We start from the raw sequence: 19,010 nt of genomic DNA on the forward strand, positions 1-19,010 counted from the left end.
CATGACCGAGCCGGTCGTGCGTCCCCTGCTGTCGCGGTTCGCCGCCTCCCTCGCCGACGACCCCGGCGCGCCCGCCGTGGTGGCCGACGGGGTGACCACGAGCTACGCCGAGCTCGACGCGGTGGCCCGGGGGCACGCGGAGTCGCTGCGGGCCGCCGGTGCCGGGCGGGAGACCGTGGTGGCGCTGGTCGCCGACCGCGGCCCCGGCTATGTCGCGATGATGCTCGGCGTCCTGCTCGCCGAGGCGGCGTTCGTGCCCGTGGAGCCGAGCGTGCCGGTGGAGCGCGCCCGGCAGATGTGCGCCGGGGCGGGGGTGCGGACCCTGCTCGTCGCGCCGGGGCACGAGGAGTTCGCCGCGCGGATCGCGGACGGTCTGGACCCGGCGCCCTCGGTGCTCGTCGCCGAGGAGCGCCCGGCCGGGTCCGGGGCCGCCGTGGAGCGCCCGCGGGACGGTCTCGCGTACGTGATCTTCACGTCCGGCTCGACCGGCACCCCCAAGGGGGCGATGGTCCAGGACGGCGGCATGGACAACCACATCGCCGCCAAGATCGTCGACCTCGACCTGGGCCCGGCCGACTCCATCGGCCTGACCGCCCCGCTCTCCTTCGACATCTCCGTGTGGCAGACGCTCACCTCGCTCACCGTGGGCGCCCGGGTCGCCGTCGCCTCGCCGCAGAACATCGCCGAGCCCGCCGAGCTGGTGGCCTGGGTCCGCCGGCACGGGGTGACCGTCCTGGAGATCGTCCCGTCCTTCCTCGCCGTGCTCACCGCGCAGCTCGACGACGAGATGCGGGCCGGACTCTCCTCCCTGCGCTACCTCGTCGCCACCGGCGAGGCGCTGCCCGGCGCGGTCGCGAGCCGCTGGTACGAGCACTGCCCGGACATCCCGATCGTCAACGCCTACGGCCCCACCGAGTGCTCCGACGACGTCACCCACCACGTGGTGACCGCCGAGGAGAGCGCCCGGCGCCCCTGGCCGTCGATCGGCCGCGAGGTCCTCAACACGCGCCTGTACGTGGTCGACGCCGAGGGGCGCGAGCTGCCCACCGGCACCGAGGGCGAGCTCCTCGTCGGCGGCGACGGCGTCGGCCGCGGCTACATCGGCGACCCGGTGCGCACCGCGCTCACCTTCGTCCCCGACCACCTGTCCGGGACGCCCGGCGCCCGCCTCTACCGCACCGCCGACCGGGCGAGCCGCGCCGCCGACGGCACGATCGACTTCCACGGGCGCCGCGACCGCCAGGTGAAGATCCGCGGCCACCGCGTCGAACTGGGCGACGTCGAGGCGCAGTTGCTGCGCGTACCGGCCGTGCAGTCGGCCGCCTGCGTGTACACCGGCGGGCGGCTGCGGGCCTTCGTCACGCTCAACGCCGACGCCGACGTCCTCGCCGCGGTGAGCGCCGCCGCCCCCCGCTACCTCGTGCCGCACGAGGTGACCGTGCTCGACCGGCTGCCGGTCAACACCTCCGGCAAGATCGACTACCGGACCCTGGAGGGCCTGCCCTCCCCGGACACGGCTCCCGCGAGCACCCCGCCCGCCGTCACGGCCGCCGGCCTGGACGCCGTGCGCGCCCTGGTCGCCGAGACCCTGGGCCTCGCCTCGATCGGCCCCGACGACGACTTCTTCATCTCCGGCGGCGACTCGCTGACGGCGATGACCCTGGTCTCCACCGCCCGCTCCCGCTTCGACGCCGAGGGCACCTCCCTGCGCGCGTTCCTGTCCCGGCCGACCCCGCGCGGACTGCTCGCCGCGGTCGAGGCCGCGGAGCCCGTCGCCGCACCGTCGGAGGCGGGGCCGGCCGGCACCCTGTCCTCCGGGCAGGAGCGGCTGTGGTTCTTCGAGCAGCTGCACCGCAACAAGGCGCCCAACCTGCTCATCCTCTCGCTCGACCTGCGCGGCCGGCTCGACCGGGACGCGCTTCGCCACGCGCTGGCCGCGATCGTCGCCCGGCACGAGCCGCTGCGCACCGTCTTCACCCAGGAGCGCGGCGTCCCCAAGGCCGTCGTGTGGCCCAAGGCGGAGATCGTCCTGGAGGAGGGCACGACGGGCGACTTCGCGATCTCCGCCCGCACCCCCGAACCGCCCCTGACCACGGCCCGGTTGGAGCGGATCGCCGACGACCACCACGTACTGACCTTCGCGATGCACCACCTGGTCGCCGACGGCTGGTCGCTGGAGGTCCTCAAGCGGGACATCGCCGAGTACTACGAGCGGTATCTCGCCGGCGACGCCGAAGTGCCGCTGCCGCGCACCTCGTTCTCCCGGTACGTGGACGCCGAGCGCGGCTGGCTGGCCGGACCGGACGCCGAGGAGTGCACGCGGTACTGGAAGGAGCAGCTGGACGGCGCGCCGCCCGCGATCGACCTGCCGCTCGACCGGCCGCGCCCGGCCAAGCCGGCGTTCGTCACCGACCACGTGGTCACCCATCTGACGGCCGAGGAGACCGCCGCCCTCGCCGCGACGGCCCGCGCGCACGGCGCCACGCCGTTCATGGCGGTGCTCGCCGCCTCGTACGTGGTGCTGCGCGACGCCACCTCGACCACCGACCTGGTGCTCGGCATCGACTCGGTCAACCGCTCCTGGCCCGGCAGCGAGGAGCTGATCGGCACCTTCGTCAACCAGCTGCCGGTCCGGCTCGCCCCCGGGGACGCGCCGACCTTCGGCGAACTGCTCGACCTGGCCCGGGTGCGGGTGCTCGGCGCCCAGGAGAACGACCGGCTGCCGTTCCACAAGCTGGTCGCGGCCGTGAACCCGCCGCGGCAGGCGGGCCGCTTCCCGCTGTTCCAGGTCAAGGTCACCCACCAGGGCGCCTGGCGCACCGGGATGGCCCTCAAGGACCTGGAGGTCGTGCCGCGCGAGCTGGCCGACCCCGTCATGGACCTGGACCTGATGATCGACGTCTCCGGCGAGAACGACCGGCTGCGCCTGGAGGTCCTGTACTGGCCCGAGGTGCTCGACGCGCCGACGGTCGGCGACTGGACCCGGGCGCTCGCCGAGGTGCTGCGGACCGGCGCGGCGAACCCCCACGCGGTACTGGCTTTCGGTGAGAGGTGATGAAGGTGTCGACTCAGGAACAGGTCGCCGCGGTCTGGCGTGAAGTGCTGGAGCTGGAGACGGTGCCCGTCGACGAGGACTTCTTCGAGCTCGGCGGCCACTCGATGCTCGCCGTGCAGGCGCTCTACCGGCTCTCCGAGCTCACCGGCGTCGAGCTGGAGCTCGCGGACTTCTTCGAGCTCGGCACGGTCGAGGAGATCGCCGCCGAGCTCGACCGCCTGATCGCCGAACGGCCCGCCGCCGAACCGGTCTTCGAGGGAGAGCTGTGACCGCACGGGACCTGTTGCGCCGCCTGGACGACCTCGGCGTGACGCTCACGCTCGCCGACGACCGGCTCCGGTACCAGGGCCGGGGCGAGGCGCTGCCGCCCGAGCTGCTCGCCGAGATGAAGCGGCACCGCGACGAGCTGGTCGAGCTGGTGGGCCGCCGCGCCCGGCTGGCCTGGCCCCCGGTGCCCGCGGGGGACACCGGACCGCTGACCGCCGCCCAGCGTTCCCTCTGGGCCACCACGTACTTCGCCGAGGACGGCACCTACAACCTGTGCGCGGCGCTGCGCCTGCGGGGCCGGCTCGACCGGGCTGCGTTCGCCGCCGCCCTGCGCGACATCCACGACCGGCACCCCTCGCTGCGCACCTTCTTCCCGGTCACGGCCGGCGAGCCCCGGCAGCAGGTCCTGGCGTCCGTGGAGCCGCCGCTCGTCGTGGTGGACGCGGCCGACCTGGACGAGTGCGCCGCCGAGTGCGCCCGCCTGGCCGACCTCCCGCTCGCCCTGGACACGGCGCCGCCGGTGGCGATGCGCCTGTTCCGGCTGGGGAAGACCGGTGCCGACGACGACCACGTCTTCTTCTTCGTGCTCCACCACGTCATCGCCGACGGCTCCTCCTTCGGGCCGCTCCTCGACGACCTGGCCCGCTGCTACGCGAGCCGGGTCGCCGGTGAGGAGCCGCCGGCCGCCGAGCCGGCCGTCGCCATGGTCGACTACGCCCGCTGGGAGGCCGACCGGCTCGCCTACGCCGACCTGAGCGCCGCCCGGCGCTACTGGCGCGAGCGGCTCGACGACGCCTCGCTGGGTGCGCTGCCGCTGCCGCCGCCGCGCGAGGCCGCCGCCCCGGAACGCGGTCCGGCCCACCGGGCGCTCGTCCCGGCCGACACCACCGCCGCGCTGCGCCGGCTCGCCGAGGAGACCCGGGCGAGCCTGTTCACCGTGGTGTCCACGGCCGTCGCGGTCGCCCTGTCCCGGTCCACCGGACGCGAGGACCTCGTGGTCGGCATGCCGACCTCCCGCCGGGACCGCACCGGTCTCGAACGGGTCGTGGGGCTGCTGCTCGACATGGTGCCGGTGCGCCTGGACGCCCAGGCCACGGCCTCGTTCACCGAGCTCGTCCGGCGCACCAGGACCGCCGTCCTCGGAGCCGTACGCCACGCGCCCGTACCGGAGGGGGTGGCGGGCTCCGGTGCGACGTTCAACGTCATCCTCACCGACCTCGGTGCCACGCCGCCCGCGCCCCGCTTCCCGGGCCTGGAGATCGAGCACGTCGAGGTCGAGCAGATCGGCGCCAAGTACGGGCTGAACTTCCTGGTCCGCGACGACGGCGACACCCTCACCGTCGAGATCGAGGCGGACCGGGCCGTCGTGGCCGACGCGGACGCCGCCGCCATCGGCGCGACCGTCGTCGCCGTCCTCACCGCCGCCGCGGCCGAGCCGTCCGCCCCGGTCACGACGCTGGCCACCGGTGCGTTCGGCGTCGCCGCGCCCGGCGCCGTCGCCGCGCCCGACCGGGTGCCGCGCGCCGACGAGTCGCTGACCGGGCGGCTCGCCGAGCAGGCCCGTGCGCGCGCGGAGGCGATCGCCGTCACCGGGCCCGAGGGCACCCTGTCGTACACCGAGCTCCAGGCCCGCGTCGAGGCGACCGCCGGCGGGCTGCGGGCCCGCGGCATCGGGGCCGGTGACGTCGTCGCCGTCTCGCTGCCGCGCGGCCTGGACCTCGTCGTCGCGATCCTCGGTGTGATGGCCTCCGGCGCGGCCTCCCTCGTGCTCCACGAGTCCTGGCCGACCGCGCGGATCACCGACGTCCTCGACGACTCCGGCGCCCGGCTCACCGTCACCGAGGACGCCAAGATCCCCGGCACGCGCGCCACCCTCGCCGAACTGACGCGGGAGAAAGCCCCGTTGGCGCCCGTGCCCGCGCACGCCGCCGCCTACGTCATCTACACCTCCGGCTCCACCGGCCGGCCCAAGGGCGTCCGGGTCACCCACCACAACGTGCTCAGCCTGCTGGACGCGACCGCCGGCGGCTACGGCCTCGGCCCCGACGACGTGTGGACCCTTTTCCACGCCTGCTCGTTCGACGTGTCGATGTACGAGATGTTCGGCTGCCTCCTGCACGGCGGACGGCTCGTCGTCGTCCCGCAGCTGACGACCTGGGAGCCCGAGGAGTTCGCCGAGCTCTGCGCCCGCGAGCGGGTGACCGTGCTCAGCCAGACCCCGTCCGCGCTGACCGTGATGCTCCCCGCGCTCGCCGCCCGCCCCGACTCCACCGCGCACCTGCGCTACGTCCTGTTCGCGGGCGAGGCCCTCGACCGCAGGCTCGTCGAGCGCTGGTACGAGGAGGTCGGCGACCGCACCCAGCTCGTCAACATGTACGGGATCACCGAGACGACCGTGCACGCCTCCTGGCGGCTGCTGCGGCCCGACGACGTGCGCACCGCCGAGTCGGACATCGGCACCCCGCTGCCCGGCACCGCCCTGCACGTCCTGCACGACGACGGCGTCCCGGTCGCCGACCGCTGCGTCGGCGAGATCTACGTCGGCGGCCCGCAGGTCAGCGACGGCTACCTCGGGCGCCCCCGGGAGACCGCCCTGCGCTTCCTGCCTGACCCGTTCACCGACGTGCCGGGCGCCCGGATGTACCGCTCCGGCGACCTCGCCCGGCGCAACGGCACCACCCTGGCCTACCTCGGCCGCCGCGACCGGCAGGTGCAGGTCAACGGCTTCCGGGTGGAGCTCGCCGAGATCGAGGCCGCGCTGTCCGCCCGGCCCGGTGTCGACGCGGCCGGCGCGGCCGTCACCACCGACGACTCCGGCGCCCACCTCGTCGCCGTCGTCGTCCCCACCGCCGGCGCCACGCCCGAACCGGCGGAGCTGCTCGCCGCGGTGCGCACCACGCTGCCCCGCTACATGGTGCCGCGCACCGTCGTGGTGGTGGACGCGCTGCCGCTCACCAACAACGGCAAGCTCGACCGTACGGCGGTGGTCGCCGCGGCGGCCTCGGCGACCGTCACGCCGCCCGACACCGGGGCGCAGCCCGTCGGCGCCCGCGAGACCGTGCTCCTGGAGCTGTTCCGCGAGGTCCTCGGCGACCCGACCGTGACCACCGGCACCGACTTCTTCGACGCGGGCGGCGACTCCATGCGCGCCATCCGGCTGGTCGGTCTCGCCAAGGACCGGGGCCTGGGCCTGACCGTGCAGGACGTGTACGCCGCGCCGACGGTCACCGCCCTCGCGCCGCTGGCCGCCGAGGGCGGCGGGGCGGCCGCCGTCCGCGAGCCGTTCGCGCTGCTCCCGGCCGGGACCCCGTTCCCGCCGGACGTGGTCGACGCCTTCCCGATGACCGCCCTGCAGTCCGGGATGATCTACCACCAGGAGATGGCGCCCGGCGCCCGCGTCTACCACATCATGCTCAGCTACCGGGTGCGCGGGGCGATGGACCCGGCCGCGTTCCGGGCCGCCGCGCAGGCCGTCACCGACGCCCACCCGATCCTGCGCACCAGCTTCGACCTCGCCAACGCCCTCGGCCCCGTGCAGCGGGTGCACAGCGGGGTCACCGTGCCGGTCGAGTTCGAGGACCTCACCCGGCTCGGCGAGGAGGAGCAGCAGGAGCGCATCCGACAGGTCGTGGCGCGCGAGACCGCCACCGACTTCGACCTGTCCGCGGCGCCGCTGCTCCGGCTCGTCGTGCTCACCACCTCGGCCGACGACTACCAGCTGGTCTTCACCCACCACCACGCCATCCTCGACGGCTGGTCGGTGAACATCTTCTTCGAGGACCTCCAGGCCCAGTACCTGGCGCTGCTCGCCACCGGCACGGCGCCGCCGCTGCCCCGTCCGCGCACCGCGTTCGGCGACTACGTGGCCCTGGAACAGCAGGCCGTGGCCGACGAGGGGCACCGGGAGTTCTGGGCCGGTCGGACGGCCGCGCGGGCCGCGCTCGTCGCCCCGGACCGCTCGGGCGCGCCCGTGATGCGCCAGCACCACGCGCACTTCACCGGACAGCTCGACGCGCTGCGGGCGACCGCCGCCCGGCTCGGGGTGCCGCTGAAGGCCCTGCTCGCCGCCTCGCACCTGAGGGTCGTGTCCTGGCTGACCGGCTCCGACGCGGTGGCCACCAGCATGGTGGTCGCCTGCCGGCCCGAGACCCAGGACGCCGACCGCGTCCTCGGCCTGTTCCTCAACCAGCTCCCGCTGCGGCTCGCCCTCGAAGGCCAGACCTGGGCGGAGCTGGCGGCGCAGGCGCACGAGGAGGAGCAGGCGGTCATGCGGCACCGCTGGTACCCGAACGCCGCGATCCAGAGCGCGTACGGGCCGGAGCCCATGTTCGACTCCAGCTTCAACTTCACCGACTACCACAACACCCGGCAGATGGTCCGGGACGGCGCCCTCCAGCTGCTCGACGCGGACGAGCTGGAGTCCACCCACTACGCCTACAGCTCGGCGTTCACCGTCGACGTGCGCACCCAGGAGCTGCGGCTCCTCATGGAGTACGACGCGGCGGCGCTGCCCGAGAGCACCCTGGTCCTCGCGGCCGAGGTGCACCGCAGGGCGCTCGCGGCGATCGTCGCCGCCCCGGAGCGCCCGTTCCGCGAGACGGCGCTGCCGGGGATCGCGGACCTGGCGCGGCTGATGGCGTCGGCGGGGGCGGATCCGGCGGTGGCCGCCGTGGCCGCCGCCCCTGTGGCTCCGCACGCCGTCGCTCCCGTGGTCCCGGCCCCGCGCCCCGCTCCGTCCGCCTCCTCCGGCTCCGCGCTGGAGGAAGGGGTCCGCGCGGTGTGGACCGAGGTCCTGGGCGTCGCCGGCCTCGACGCCACGACCTCGTTCTTCGACGCGGGCGGCGACTCGCTCACCGCGATGCAGGTGGTGAGCCGGCTCCGCGCCCGCCACGGCGCCCTGTCCATGCGCACGTTCATGGCGGCCCCCACCATCGCGGGCCTCGCGCAGGCCCTCGGCGGCGGCACCCAGGCGGAGACCCAGGCGGAGGGCCGGACGGAGGGCCGGACCGAGACCCGGACGGAGGGCCGGACCGAGACCCAGGCGGCGCCGGCCGCACTCGCGGCGGCGGCCCGCTATCCGCTCTCGCTGGCCCAGCGCCAGATGTGGGAGATCGCCGGACAGCTGCCGGGTGTCGGCCTGTTCGGGATGGCGGGCGCCCTGAGCGCCGACGGGCCGCTCGAACTCGACGTCCTGGAACGCACCTTCGCCGAGCTGGCCGCCCGGCACGAGGCGCTGCGCACCCGGATCGAGGACACCGCGGACGGTCCCGTCCAGGTGGTCGAGCCACGGGTCGAGGTGACGGTCGACGTCAACGACCTGAGCGCGGAGCCGCACCCGGTCCGGGCCTGCGAGAAGCTCATGGCCGCCGCCGCGCGCGAGCCGATGCCGCTCGACCGGGCCCCGCTCATGCGGGTCGTGGTGCACCGGCTGGCCGCCGACCGCCATGTGATCTTCCTGAACATCCACCACATCGTCTGCGACGGGTGGTCGCTCACGCTGCTCCTGTCCGACGCCGCCCGGATCTACCGGGAGCTGGCCGACGGCGGGGTGCTCGCGCCCAGGCCGGCGCCGCGCGGCAGCGGCTGGCTCGCCCGGGACCGGGCCGCGTGGCTCGGCACCGACGAGGCCGCCCGGCAGCGCGCGTTCTGGCTCGACCGGCTCGCCCCGCCGTGGCGCCCGCTCGCCGAAGGCCCCGGCAGCCGCTTCGCCGAGCTGGGCACGGCCTCGTTCGTGCAGCGGCTGCGCTCGGCCTCGGCCAGGGCGACGCTGTCGGCCGAGGACATGACCGCCGTACGGGCCGCCGCGCGCCGCCACGGCATGACCGAGTTCATGCTCGTCCTCGGCGCGTACGCGGCGACGCTGCGCGCCTGGAGCGGGCAGTCCGACATCCGCGTCGCGACCATGCTCGCCAACCGGGTCGACCCGGGCCTCGACGAGGTCGTCGGTCTGGTCGCCAACACGGTCGTGCTGCGGCTGCGGCTGGACGACACCGACCCGGTCGCGGTCAGCCGGCAGGCCCGCGAGGTCTGCGTCGCCGCGCTCGACCACCAGGAGCTGCCGTTCGAGGAGGTGCTCACCGAGATCCGCGAGCGCCACCCGGACGCGGGCCCGGTCTTCGAGGCGATGCTCGTCGCGCAGGAGGAGACCCCCGCCGCCGCCCCCGGCGACGGCCTGGTCTTCGCGCCGTACCGGTCCGAGCGCGATGTGCTCGGGGCCCGGGTCGTGGCCACCGCGTCGGACTTCGTCCTCGGGATCGCCCCGGTCGACGGCGAGCTGCTGTGCGAGCTGCGCTACAAGCCCGCGACCACGCCGGCCGAGCTGGCCGGCGAGCTGCTGACCGCGATCACGACCGCCGTGCGGGAGACCGCGGCGGCGCTCCTGGAGACCCCGTGACCGCTTGCGCGGCCCACCGCCCGCGGCTTCGCCGCCTGTGGCTGCTGCCCACGGCGCGGGTCGTGGGCGGCGCGGCCGCGGCCGGTGCGGCGCTGGCCGCCGGGCTGCTCGTCTGGCCGTGGGCCGCGGCGGCGGTGGCCGCCGCCGTCGCGGCCGGTGTCGCGGGGTACGTGTACCGCAACCGCGCCCGGGTCGCCGTCGAGCGGCGCCTGGCGCGGGCCCTGCGGGAGTCGGCGCCGCGCTGCCACGAAGACGTCGAGCTGCCCGGGCTCACCGGCCCGGTGCGGGCCGAGAGCACCGGCGACGGCGTCACCCGGATCACCGCGGGGAGCCGGCTCGACGCGGTCCGGGCCCTCGGCCACGCGATGGGCCGCGACCGCGGCTTCCAGCTGGACCTGGTCCGGCGCAGCGGCAGCGGCCGGCTCGCCGAGGTGTGGGGGCGGGCGGCCGTGCCCGCCGACGTCGAGTACCGGCGGCTCGGGCTCGCGGCGGCCGCCCGCGTCGCGACGGAGCGGCTCGAAGCACCGGAGCGGGAGCTGCTCACCGCGTTCGCCGAGGGGGTGAACGCCGCCTTCGCGCAGTCGACGCCGTTCGAGTGCCGCTTCCTCTCCTACCGCCCGCAGCCGTGGCGTGTGGAGGACAGCGTGCTCGCCTCGCTGGTGCTGTTCCACTCGCTGTCCTTCAACGAGCAGGCCAAGCGGGCAGAGGCGGTCGTGCGCCGGGCGCTGCCGGGTCCGGTCGCCGACTTCCTGCTGGCCGACGCCGAGGACCCGGCGCTGCCCGAGGGGCTGGCCCGGTACCGCGGGGAGGCGGCCGCGGCCGACCTGGTCGCCCTTGACCGCGCGGTCGCGGGATCCAACTGCTGGGTCGCGGACGGCGAGGACCAGCCGCTGCTCGCCTGCGACCTGCACCTGGCGCTCGGCCTGCCCAACGTGCTGTACGAGGTCGACCTGGCCTGGCCCGGCACGCGTCTGCGCGGTCTGGCGAGCCCCGGCCTCCCGGTCGTGCTCGCCGGCACCAACGGGCGGATCGCGTGGGGCGTCACCAACCTCACCGCCGACGTGCTCGACCTCGTCCCGGCCGGCGAGGAGCTCCGCACCCGCACCGAACGGATCCGGGTGCGGGGCGGCAAGCCGGTCACCGTGGAGCTCACCACCGACGGCACGATGCCCGTGCCGGAGCAGCCGCTGTGCGGGGAGAAGGTCGCGGTCCGCTGGACCGGCCACGACCCGCGCGCCGCCGACCTGAAGTTCCAGCGCCTCGCCCAGGCGCGGAGCACCGCCGAGGCCGTCGCGGTCCTCGACGACGCGCACGGCGTCGCCCTCAACCTGCTCGTCGCGGACCGGGAGCACCGGGCGCACCTGGCGACCGGTCTGCTGCCGCGCCGTCCGGCCGGAAGCCCGCGCACCGACCCGGCCGACGGGCACCTCACCGGCCCCGAGCGCCCGCGGATCACGGACCCGGCCGACGGCGTCCTGGTCTCGGCTAACGACGCCGGGCTGCCCGAGGACGTGTTCCGGATCGGCCTCGACCTCGACCCTGGCCACCGGGCCCGCCGGATCCGGGCGGTCCTGGGCGCGTCGGACCGGCACGACGCGGCCGGGATGCGCGCCCTCCAGCACGACCTGGCGGCCGAGCTCTACGTGGCCTACCGGGATCTCGCGGTCGCGGCGCTTCCGCCGGGTGACCCGCTGCGGGCGCTGCTCGCGGAGTGGGACGGCACCGCCACGACCGACTCCCGCGCACTGGGCGTCCTGGTGCGCCTGCGCGAGAGCCTCGCCCAGCGCGTCCTCGCGCCGTACCTGGCGGTGTGCCGAGAGCAGGAGCCGGCGTTCCGCTTCCCGTTCCGTACGCTCGACCGGCCGCTGCTGGCGATCCTGCGGGCCCGCGACCCCGCGCTGCTGCCCGCCGGGACCACCGACGTGGACGCCTTCCTCGCCGGGTGCGTCCGGGAGGCGGCGGGGGAGCGGCAGGAGCCCTGGGGTCGGCTCAACCGGGTCGGGCTCGGGCACCCCTTCGCCTCGCTGGTGCCGTGGGCGAATCCGGTGCTGGGCATCCGTCCGCGGCCGCAGGCGGGGATGCTGCACAGCGTCCGTACGGCCGTCCCGGGCTTCGGCGCGGCCGGGCGGGTGGTGGTCACGCCCGGGGAGCTCCTCGGCGTCGAGCTGCCCGCCGGGCAGTCCGGGCACCCGCTCAGTCCGCACTACGCGGACCGGCACGGGCGCTGGGCGGGCCTGCCCCCGAAGTCCCCGGCGGGGCGGCCGCCGGTGCGGCGGCCCGGCTGCGGCTATGTGCTGCGCCCGTCCGGGACGTGAGGGCAGGACCGGCCCGCGGGCTACGCCGGGAGTTCGGCCACGTCGCCGAAGTCCCGGCGGATCTCGGCGAGCAGGGACTCCGGTGCGGAGAGGAACTCGAAGTGCCCGCCGGGGAGTTCGACGTAGCGCGAGTCGGCCGGGTCGTCGGTGTTGTCCTTCCAGCCGCCCATGAGCTTTCCGGGGATCTCGGGGTCCTCGTCCCAGGCGATCGCCGTGATGCCGGTCGGGAGCGTGAAGTGCCCGGGCCGGTAGAGCTTGTTGGCGTCGATGTCGTTGACGAGCACTTCGAGGCCCGTCTCCAGGAGCGGTCCGCTCGGCTCCCCGCCGAGATTCACGATGATATGTTCGAGTTCGGTGCGCAGCCCGTCCCGGTCCAGCTCCAACAGGCGCCCGTACGGGCCGTCTTGGGGAGCGACCTGGGACGAGACGAAGACCCGCGTGGGCAGCGGGAGCCCGGCCGCGGCGAGCTGCCGCGTCACCTCGACCCCGGGGAGCGCGCCGCCGCAGTGCCCGAAGAACGCGAACGGCCGGTCCAGGTGGGGCTTCAGGTACTCGATGAGCCCTTCCGCCATGTTCTCGTACGTCCCGTAGTGCGGGTCGGCGATCCGGTTCTGCCGGGCGGGCGGCTGGATCAGGCAGACGTCGATGGCGCCGATGCGGCGCGGCCACGCCTGGTACATCGAGGCGCCGCAGCCCGAGTAGGGGAACAGGAAGAGGCGGGCCTTCGCCTCCGGATCGGGGCGGCGCAGCAGCCAGCGCGGCGGCTTCTTGGGGCGGGACGCTCGATCAGTCATGCGGATGACCGTAAGCGAAGTCGGCTGAGCGCTTCAAGGACTCAACTGCCTTGCCCGGTACGGAGAAAGACCGAGAAAGGACGAATGTCATGCAGGATCTGACCACCCCGCTGCGCTATCTCGACGGGGCGAGCGTCGTCGCGCTCTGCGAGCGGATCGACCCGCTCGAAGTCGTCACCGAGGCCTTCCTCGGGGTGCGCGCGGGACGCTCCGGGGTGGCGCCCGAGGCGGCGCTGCGCTGGACCGCCCCGGACGGCACCGCCGCCCGCAGCCTGATCCTGCCCGCGCGGCACGAGGGCGCCTACGGCTGCAAGATCATCAACGCCTGCATCGGCAACCTGGACCGCGGGCTGCCGCGCGCGGCCGGCCTGATCATGCTCTACGACCCGGAGACCGCCGTCCCCGTGTGCATCATGGAGGGCGCCCACATCAGCGCCCTGCGCACCGCCGCGGTCTCCCTGGCGGCCCTGCGCGCCGTCCGGCCGCTGGACACGGTGGACCGGGTGGCCCTGCTGGGCTGCGGCCGCCAGGGCCGCACCCACCTCGAACTCCTCGCCTCGCGAGGAGCGTTGACGTCCGTGGTGGCCTACGACCTGGCGCCCGAGCGGGCCGTCGCCTTCGCCGAGGAGCTGCGCGCCGCGCTGCCCGGCGTCGAGGTCGAGACCGTCACCGAGGCGGAGAAGGCGGTCCGCTCGGCCCCGGTCACCATCGCCGCCACGACCACCACCACCTCGTACGTCCCGCTGGAGTGGCTCCCGGAGGGCTCCGTCTTCGTCAACGTGTCCCTCGACGACGCCGCCGAGGACGTGCTCCTGGGCGCGGACCACCTCTTCGTCGACGACTGGCACCTCGTGAGCGAGGACGACACCCGGCTCCTGGGGCGCCTCGCCCAGGCCGGCCGCGCCACCGCGCCGGGGACCACCAGCACCCCGGACGCCCGCGCGGTCGACGCGGACCTCGCCACGCTGCTCTCCGGCGGCTACGGCCGCCCGATCGCCGCGACGGACCGCACGGTGATCAATCCGTTCGGCATGGGCGTGCACGACGTGGCGCTCGCGACCCGGGTCCACGAGACCGCCCGCGAGGCCGGTGCGGGCCTGCTCCTGCCGCGCTGAGCGGCGCGTCGTACCCGGTCGCGGGCCCTCGCCGTCACATCGGTGAATGTCCCGGAAAACCAAGACAGTTGGGACCGCGACCGGGGCCGGCCCGGGCCACGTGATGATTGACGGGGTCGTGTCCTTCGCGCCATGATCCGTTGGTCGGCAGGTGAGTGCACAGCTTTCCCACCTGTCGCGGCCGGGGGGTCCGCCGCATGACCAGAGGTGAGACACCGCGTCCCGAACAGAGCCGGTGACCGACCGACGCATGGTGAGGTGGGGGACGATGGACAACGACACACCAACCGCATCGCGCGCCGTGCGCGAGGTGGCCGACGCGTACGTCGACGGGCTCGCCCGCCTGGCCCCGGACACCGCCGCCTTCCTGGGAGTCCCGGAGGGCCGGGGCGCGCTGCCCGACCTGTCGCCGGAAGGCCGCGCCGCGCTGGACGAGCTGTCCCGCGCCACCCTCCGCGCCCTCGACCGGGCCGAGGCCGCCGCCGGAGAGCCGAGCGACGTGGAGCGCCGCTGCGGCAGGCTGCTGCGCGAGCGCCTCGAGGCGGACCTGGCCCTCAGCACCGACGACGAGCACCTGCGCGAGGTCGTCAACGTCTACGGCCTCAAGGACCGCGTCCAGGGCATCTTCCAGATGCTGCCCACCGCCGGCGAGGACGACTGGGCCGACGTCGCCGACCGCATGGGCCGGGTCCCCGAGGCCCTCGCCGGCCACCGGGAGTCCCTGACCAGGGCCCTGGAGCAGGAGCGATTCGTCGCCGCTCCGGCCCAGGTCCGCGTCGTCGCCGACCAGCTCGACGCCTGGGTCGGCGACAGCGGCGGACGCGGCTGGTACGCCGGGTTCAGCGCGGACGCCGAGGTCCCGCCCTCGCTCCGCACGGCGCTGGACGGCGCCGCCCGGCAGGCCGTCGCCGCCACCGCCGAGCTGCGGGACTGGCTCCGCCACGACTACCTCCCCAAGGCCGAGGTCCAGCCGGACGGCGTCGGCGCCGACCGCTACCGCACCTGGGCCCGCTTCTGGACCGGCGCCGAGCCCGACCTGCGCGAGACGTACGCGTGGGGCTGGGGCGAGTACCGCAGGATCCGCGACGAGATGCGCACCGAGGCCGAGCGGGTGCTCCCGGGGGCCGGGGTGCGCGAGGCGATGCGCCACCTGGACGAGCACGGCGAGGCCGAGGAGGGGGTGGAGGCGATCCGGCTGCGGCTGCAGGGCTGGATGGACCAGGCCCTCGCCGACCTCGACGGCACCCACTTCGACCTCGCCCCGCCGGTGCGCGTGGTGGAGGCCGCCATCGCCCCGGCCGGCAGCGGCTCCGCGGCCTACTACACGGCGCCGAGCGAGGACTTCTCGCGCCCCGGCCGGACCTGGCTGCCGACCCAGGGGCGCACCCGCTTCCCGCTGTGGAGCCTGCGCAGCGTCTGGTACCACGAGGGGCTGCCCGGCCACCACCTCCAGCTCGCCCAGTGGCGGTACCTCGCCGACCGGCTCTCCCGCTACCAGACCACCATCGGCGGCATCGACGCCTGCACCGAGGGCTGGGCCATGTACGCGGAGCGGCTGATGGACGAGCTCGGCCACCTGCCCACCCCCGGCGACCGGCTCGGCTTCCTCGACTGGCAGATGCTGCGGGCCATCCGGGTCGTCATCGACATCGGCATGCACCTGGAGCTCGGCATCCCCGAGGACGCCCCCGTGGGGGCGGGCCTGACCTGGACGCCCGCGCTGGCCAAGGAGTTCCTGGCCCTGCACAGCGGGCAGACCCCGGGGTTCGTGGACAGCGAGATCGGACGCTACCTCGGCCTGCCGGGCCAGGCGATCTCCTACAAGCTCGGCGAGCGGGCCTGGCTGGACGGCCGGGGCGCGGCCGAGGCGGCGCACGCCGCGCGCGGCGAGCGGCTCGACCTGAAGTCCTGGCACACGGCCGCGCTGTCCCTCGGCCCCCTGGGGCTCAAGGACCTGCAGGACGAGCTGGCCGGCCTTTGATCCTTCGCAGCGGGACCCGACGGAACGGAAAGGAAGCACGCGTGCGCACGGGGGCGATTCATGCGGAAGGAAGAGCACGGTGAGGGCGGGGTCGTGTGCCACGGCCTCCGGGACCCGCGGGTCCTATAATCGGCCGGCATCATCGCTCTCCACGGCGAAGGAGTTCCATGGCTGACATGACCTCGTTCCGTGAGGCGGTCACGGCCTGGGCGGGCGGTGGCACCGGCGATGAGCGGGCGCGTGAGCTGGCGGCCGAGCTGGCCGAGGAGCTGCCCGTCAGGACCGCCGTCCTGGTCGAGGGACCGAGCGACGTCAACGCGGTCAACACCCTGGCCGAGAAGCTCGGCCGGGACCTGGTGGGCGAGGGGATCTGCGTCCTGCCGATGGGCGGCGCGATGGGCGTGGGCCAGTACGCCCGCTTCCTCGGGCCCTCCGGCCTGCGACTGCACCTGACCGGGCTCTGCGACGCGCAGGAGCGCGACTACTACGAGCGCGGCTGGGCGCGGGCCGGCGCCGACCCCCGGGACTACTTCGTGTGCGAGGCGGACCTGGAGGACGAGCTCATCCGGGCGCTCGGCGTGGACCTCGTCAAGGAGCTGATCACCCAGGAGGGGGACCTGCGCCCCCTGGAGACCTTCCTGCGCCAGCCCGCACAGCGGGAGCGCACCGCGCAGCAGCAGCTGCGGCGCTTCTTCGGCACGAAGAAGGGGCGCAAGATCCACTACGGCCGTGTGCTCGTCCAGGCCCTCACCCCCGACCGCGTACCCGCTCCACTCGCCGGCCTCTTCGACATCCTCTGAGCGCCGGGTCACGCCCCCAACGGACCGGAGGGTTCCGTCTCCACGGAACGCCCCGGACCGCGGACTCTTCACGGCCCCTCGCGGGGCCGCAGGCCGGCGCCCACCGGGCCCGGCTCCAGGACCACTGAGAAAGTGCGCGCGCATCGCCCGCAGTTGCCCGCAGAGAGACTTCCAGAGGACGGACCATGAGCAACCTGACCGAAGAGCAGGACGTCACGTACCGCGTGGTCGTCAACGCCGAGAACCAGCACGCCCTGTGGCCCGAGTTCGCCGGGGTGCCGGACGGCTGGGACACGGCGTTCGGGCCCGCGGGGCGCGCCGAGTGCCTGGACCACGTCGAGGCCAACTGGGCCGATATCCGCCCGACTTCGCTGTCCGCTCAGATGGAGCGGGTCGGCGCGGGCGAGGCCGTGGGCGAGGGCGATTTCGGCTCGGTCACCGAGCGTTTCGCGGAGCAGGTCCGCACCCGCCCCGACGCGGTCGCCCTCCGCTTCCTCGGTGAAGACCTGACGTACTCGCAACTCGATTCCAAGGCGACCGAGTTGGCGCTCCGGCTGCGGGCCGCCGGGGTCGGCGAGGAGAGCGTCGTCGGCGTCTGCTTCGAGCGCTCCTTCGAGATGGTGATCTCCCTGGTCGCCATCCTCAAGGCGGGCGGAGCCTACCTGCCGGTCCACCCGGACGAGCCGCAGGAGCGTTTCTCCTACATGCTGGAACGGGCCGGCGCCCGCGTCCTGCTCACCCACGGCCCGCTGGCCGAGCGCATACCCGCGCTCGACGTCACCGTGCTGAACGTCGACGACCCGGCCGACCCGGCCCTCGCCGGAGCCGAGCTGCCCGCCGCCCGCAACGCGGCCGACAGCCTCGCGTACGTCTGCTACACCTCCGGCTCCACCGGCCAGCCCAAGGGCGTCAGCGTCACCCACGGCGGCGTCTCCCGGCTCGTCCGCGACGGCGACTACGCCGACTTCGGCCCCGGCGAGACCTTCCTCCAGCTCTGCGCCCTCACCTTCGACCCGGCCGCCTTCGAGATCTGGGGCGCGCTGCTCAACGGCGGCCGCCTCGTCATCCACGAGCCCGGCACGCTCTCCCTGCCCGATCTCGCCGAGTGCATCAAGCGCGAGGGGGTCACGACCCTCTGGCTCACCACCGGCCTGTTCCACCGCATGGTCGACGGGCACCTCGACGACCTCGCCGGGCTGCGCCAGCTCCTCGCCGGCGGCGACGTCCTGTCGCCCGCCCACATCAACCGCGTCCGGGCCGCCCACCCGCACATCCGCCTGGTCAACGGCTACGGGCCCACCGAGAACACCTGCTTCACCACCTGCCACATCGTGAAGGAGCCGGTCGCCGAGACCGTCCCGATCGGCCGCGCCGTCGCCGGCACCGGCATCCTCGTCCTCGACGAGCGGCTGCGGCCCGTCCCCGACGGCGAGTGGGGCCAGCTCTACACCACCGGCGAGGGCCTCGCCCGCGGCTACCTCGGCGACGTGCGCAAGACGGCCGAGACCTTCCTGCCCGACCCGAACGGGTCCGGCACCCGCATGTACAGCATCGGCGACGTGGTCCGCGTCGGCCCCGACGGCGCCCTGGAGTTCCGCGGCCGCTCCGACGACCAGGTGAAGGTCGGCGGCTACCGCGTCGAGCTCGGCGAGATCGTCGCCGCCCTCTCCGGGCAGCCCGGCGTCAAGGAAGCCGTCGTGATCGTCCGCGAGGACGGCCCGCAGGGCGGCAAGACCCTCGTCGCCTACGTCGTGCCGGAAGGCGACGACGAGACCCTGGTGCTCGACCTCCGCGTCGCCCTGCGCCGGCGCCTCCCGCGGCACATGAACCCCACCTCCATCGTGGTCATGGGACGCCTCCCGCTCACCCGCAACGGCAAGATCGACCGCAGGTCGCTGCCCGCGCCCGACCTGAACCCCCGCGAGGTCGACGAGGAGTACGTGGCTCCCCGCACCCCCGTCGAGGGCCTGCTCGCCGACCTCGTCGCCGACGTCCTCGGCGTCGAACTGGTGGGTGTCGAGGACGACTTCTTCGAGCTCGGCGGCAACTCGCTGATCGCCACCGACCTGCTCGGCCAGATCCGCAAGGCGCTCTCGGTCGACGTGCCGGCGACCCGCCTCTTCTACGAGAACCCCACCGTGGCCGGGCTCGCCGAGCTCGTCGAGGCCGCCCCGTCGACGGCCCCCGCCGAGGCCTGACGCGCGCCGTGGCCACCACCACCCCCAGCATCGCAAGGCACCGCCAGCCCGACTCGGGATCCGCCTCAGGACCCCGCCCAGGAAGGGAAGA

Annotated in this window: 9 protein-coding genes; 8 read left to right on the forward strand and 1 reads right to left on the reverse strand. The window is 74.8% G+C overall.

What is annotated here, in order from left to right; all coding sequences use genetic code 11:
• The first annotated feature begins 1 nt into the window (after position 1).
• Genes ACH414_RS14590 through ACH414_RS14605 form a run of 4 tightly spaced genes read left to right on the forward strand, consistent with a single transcriptional unit; the run spans position 2 to position 12,031 of the window.
• The gene (locus ACH414_RS14590; protein ID WP_382533120.1) at positions 2-3,055 is read left to right on the forward strand and encodes an amino acid adenylation domain-containing protein; all 3,054 of its coding nucleotides are present in this window, start codon (positions 2-4) and stop codon (positions 3,053-3,055) included.
• A 5-nt stretch (positions 3,056-3,060) separates the two neighbouring features.
• Entirely contained in the window at positions 3,061-3,324 is a 264-nt protein-coding gene (locus ACH414_RS14595; RefSeq protein ID WP_382533118.1) for a phosphopantetheine-binding protein, read from the forward strand.
• Positions 3,321-9,716, forward strand: a complete 6,396-nt coding sequence (locus ACH414_RS14600) for an amino acid adenylation domain-containing protein (RefSeq protein WP_398942000.1) — start codon at positions 3,321-3,323, stop codon at positions 9,714-9,716. The genes ACH414_RS14595 and ACH414_RS14600 overlap by 4 nt, the downstream gene beginning before the upstream one ends.
• Positions 9,713-12,031, forward strand: a complete 2,319-nt coding sequence (locus ACH414_RS14605) for a penicillin acylase family protein (protein WP_382533114.1) — start codon at positions 9,713-9,715, stop codon at positions 12,029-12,031. Before ACH414_RS14600 ends, ACH414_RS14605 begins: the two co-directional genes overlap by 4 nt.
• Positions 12,032-12,051: 20 nt before the next feature.
• Here ACH414_RS14605 and ACH414_RS14610 read toward each other — a convergent pair whose 3' ends face one another.
• Positions 12,052-12,825, reverse strand: a complete 774-nt coding sequence (locus ACH414_RS14610) for a thioesterase II family protein (protein WP_382533112.1) — start codon at positions 12,823-12,825, stop codon at positions 12,052-12,054.
• A gap of 89 nt (positions 12,826-12,914) precedes the next feature.
• Here ACH414_RS14610 and ACH414_RS14615 point away from each other — a divergent pair, with 89 nt between their 5' ends.
• From ACH414_RS14615 to ACH414_RS14630, 4 genes are all read left to right on the forward strand, one after another.
• Entirely contained in the window at positions 12,915-13,940 is a 1,026-nt protein-coding gene (locus ACH414_RS14615; protein WP_382533110.1) for an ornithine cyclodeaminase, read from the forward strand.
• Positions 13,941-14,208: 268 nt separating this feature from the next.
• Positions 14,209-15,921: a DUF885 domain-containing protein gene (locus ACH414_RS14620; RefSeq protein ID WP_398942001.1), complete on the forward strand. Its 1,713-nt coding sequence runs from the start codon at positions 14,209-14,211 to the stop codon at positions 15,919-15,921.
• Positions 15,922-16,088: 167 nt separating this feature from the next.
• Complete coding sequence (locus tag ACH414_RS14625) at positions 16,089-16,721, forward strand: TOPRIM nucleotidyl transferase/hydrolase domain-containing protein (protein WP_382533107.1); 633 nt, start codon at positions 16,089-16,091, stop codon at positions 16,719-16,721.
• Between the two features lie 185 nt (positions 16,722-16,906).
• Positions 16,907-18,919 (forward strand): amino acid adenylation domain-containing protein, encoded by a 2,013-nt coding sequence (locus ACH414_RS14630; RefSeq protein ID WP_382533105.1) that lies wholly within the window; start codon positions 16,907-16,909, stop codon positions 18,917-18,919.
• The last annotated feature ends 91 nt before the right edge of the window (positions 18,920-19,010 follow it).

Source organism: Streptomyces sp. NPDC020422 (assembly GCF_044386705.1).
In the GTDB taxonomy this organism is placed as follows: Bacteria; Actinomycetota; Actinomycetes; order Streptomycetales; family Streptomycetaceae; genus Streptomyces.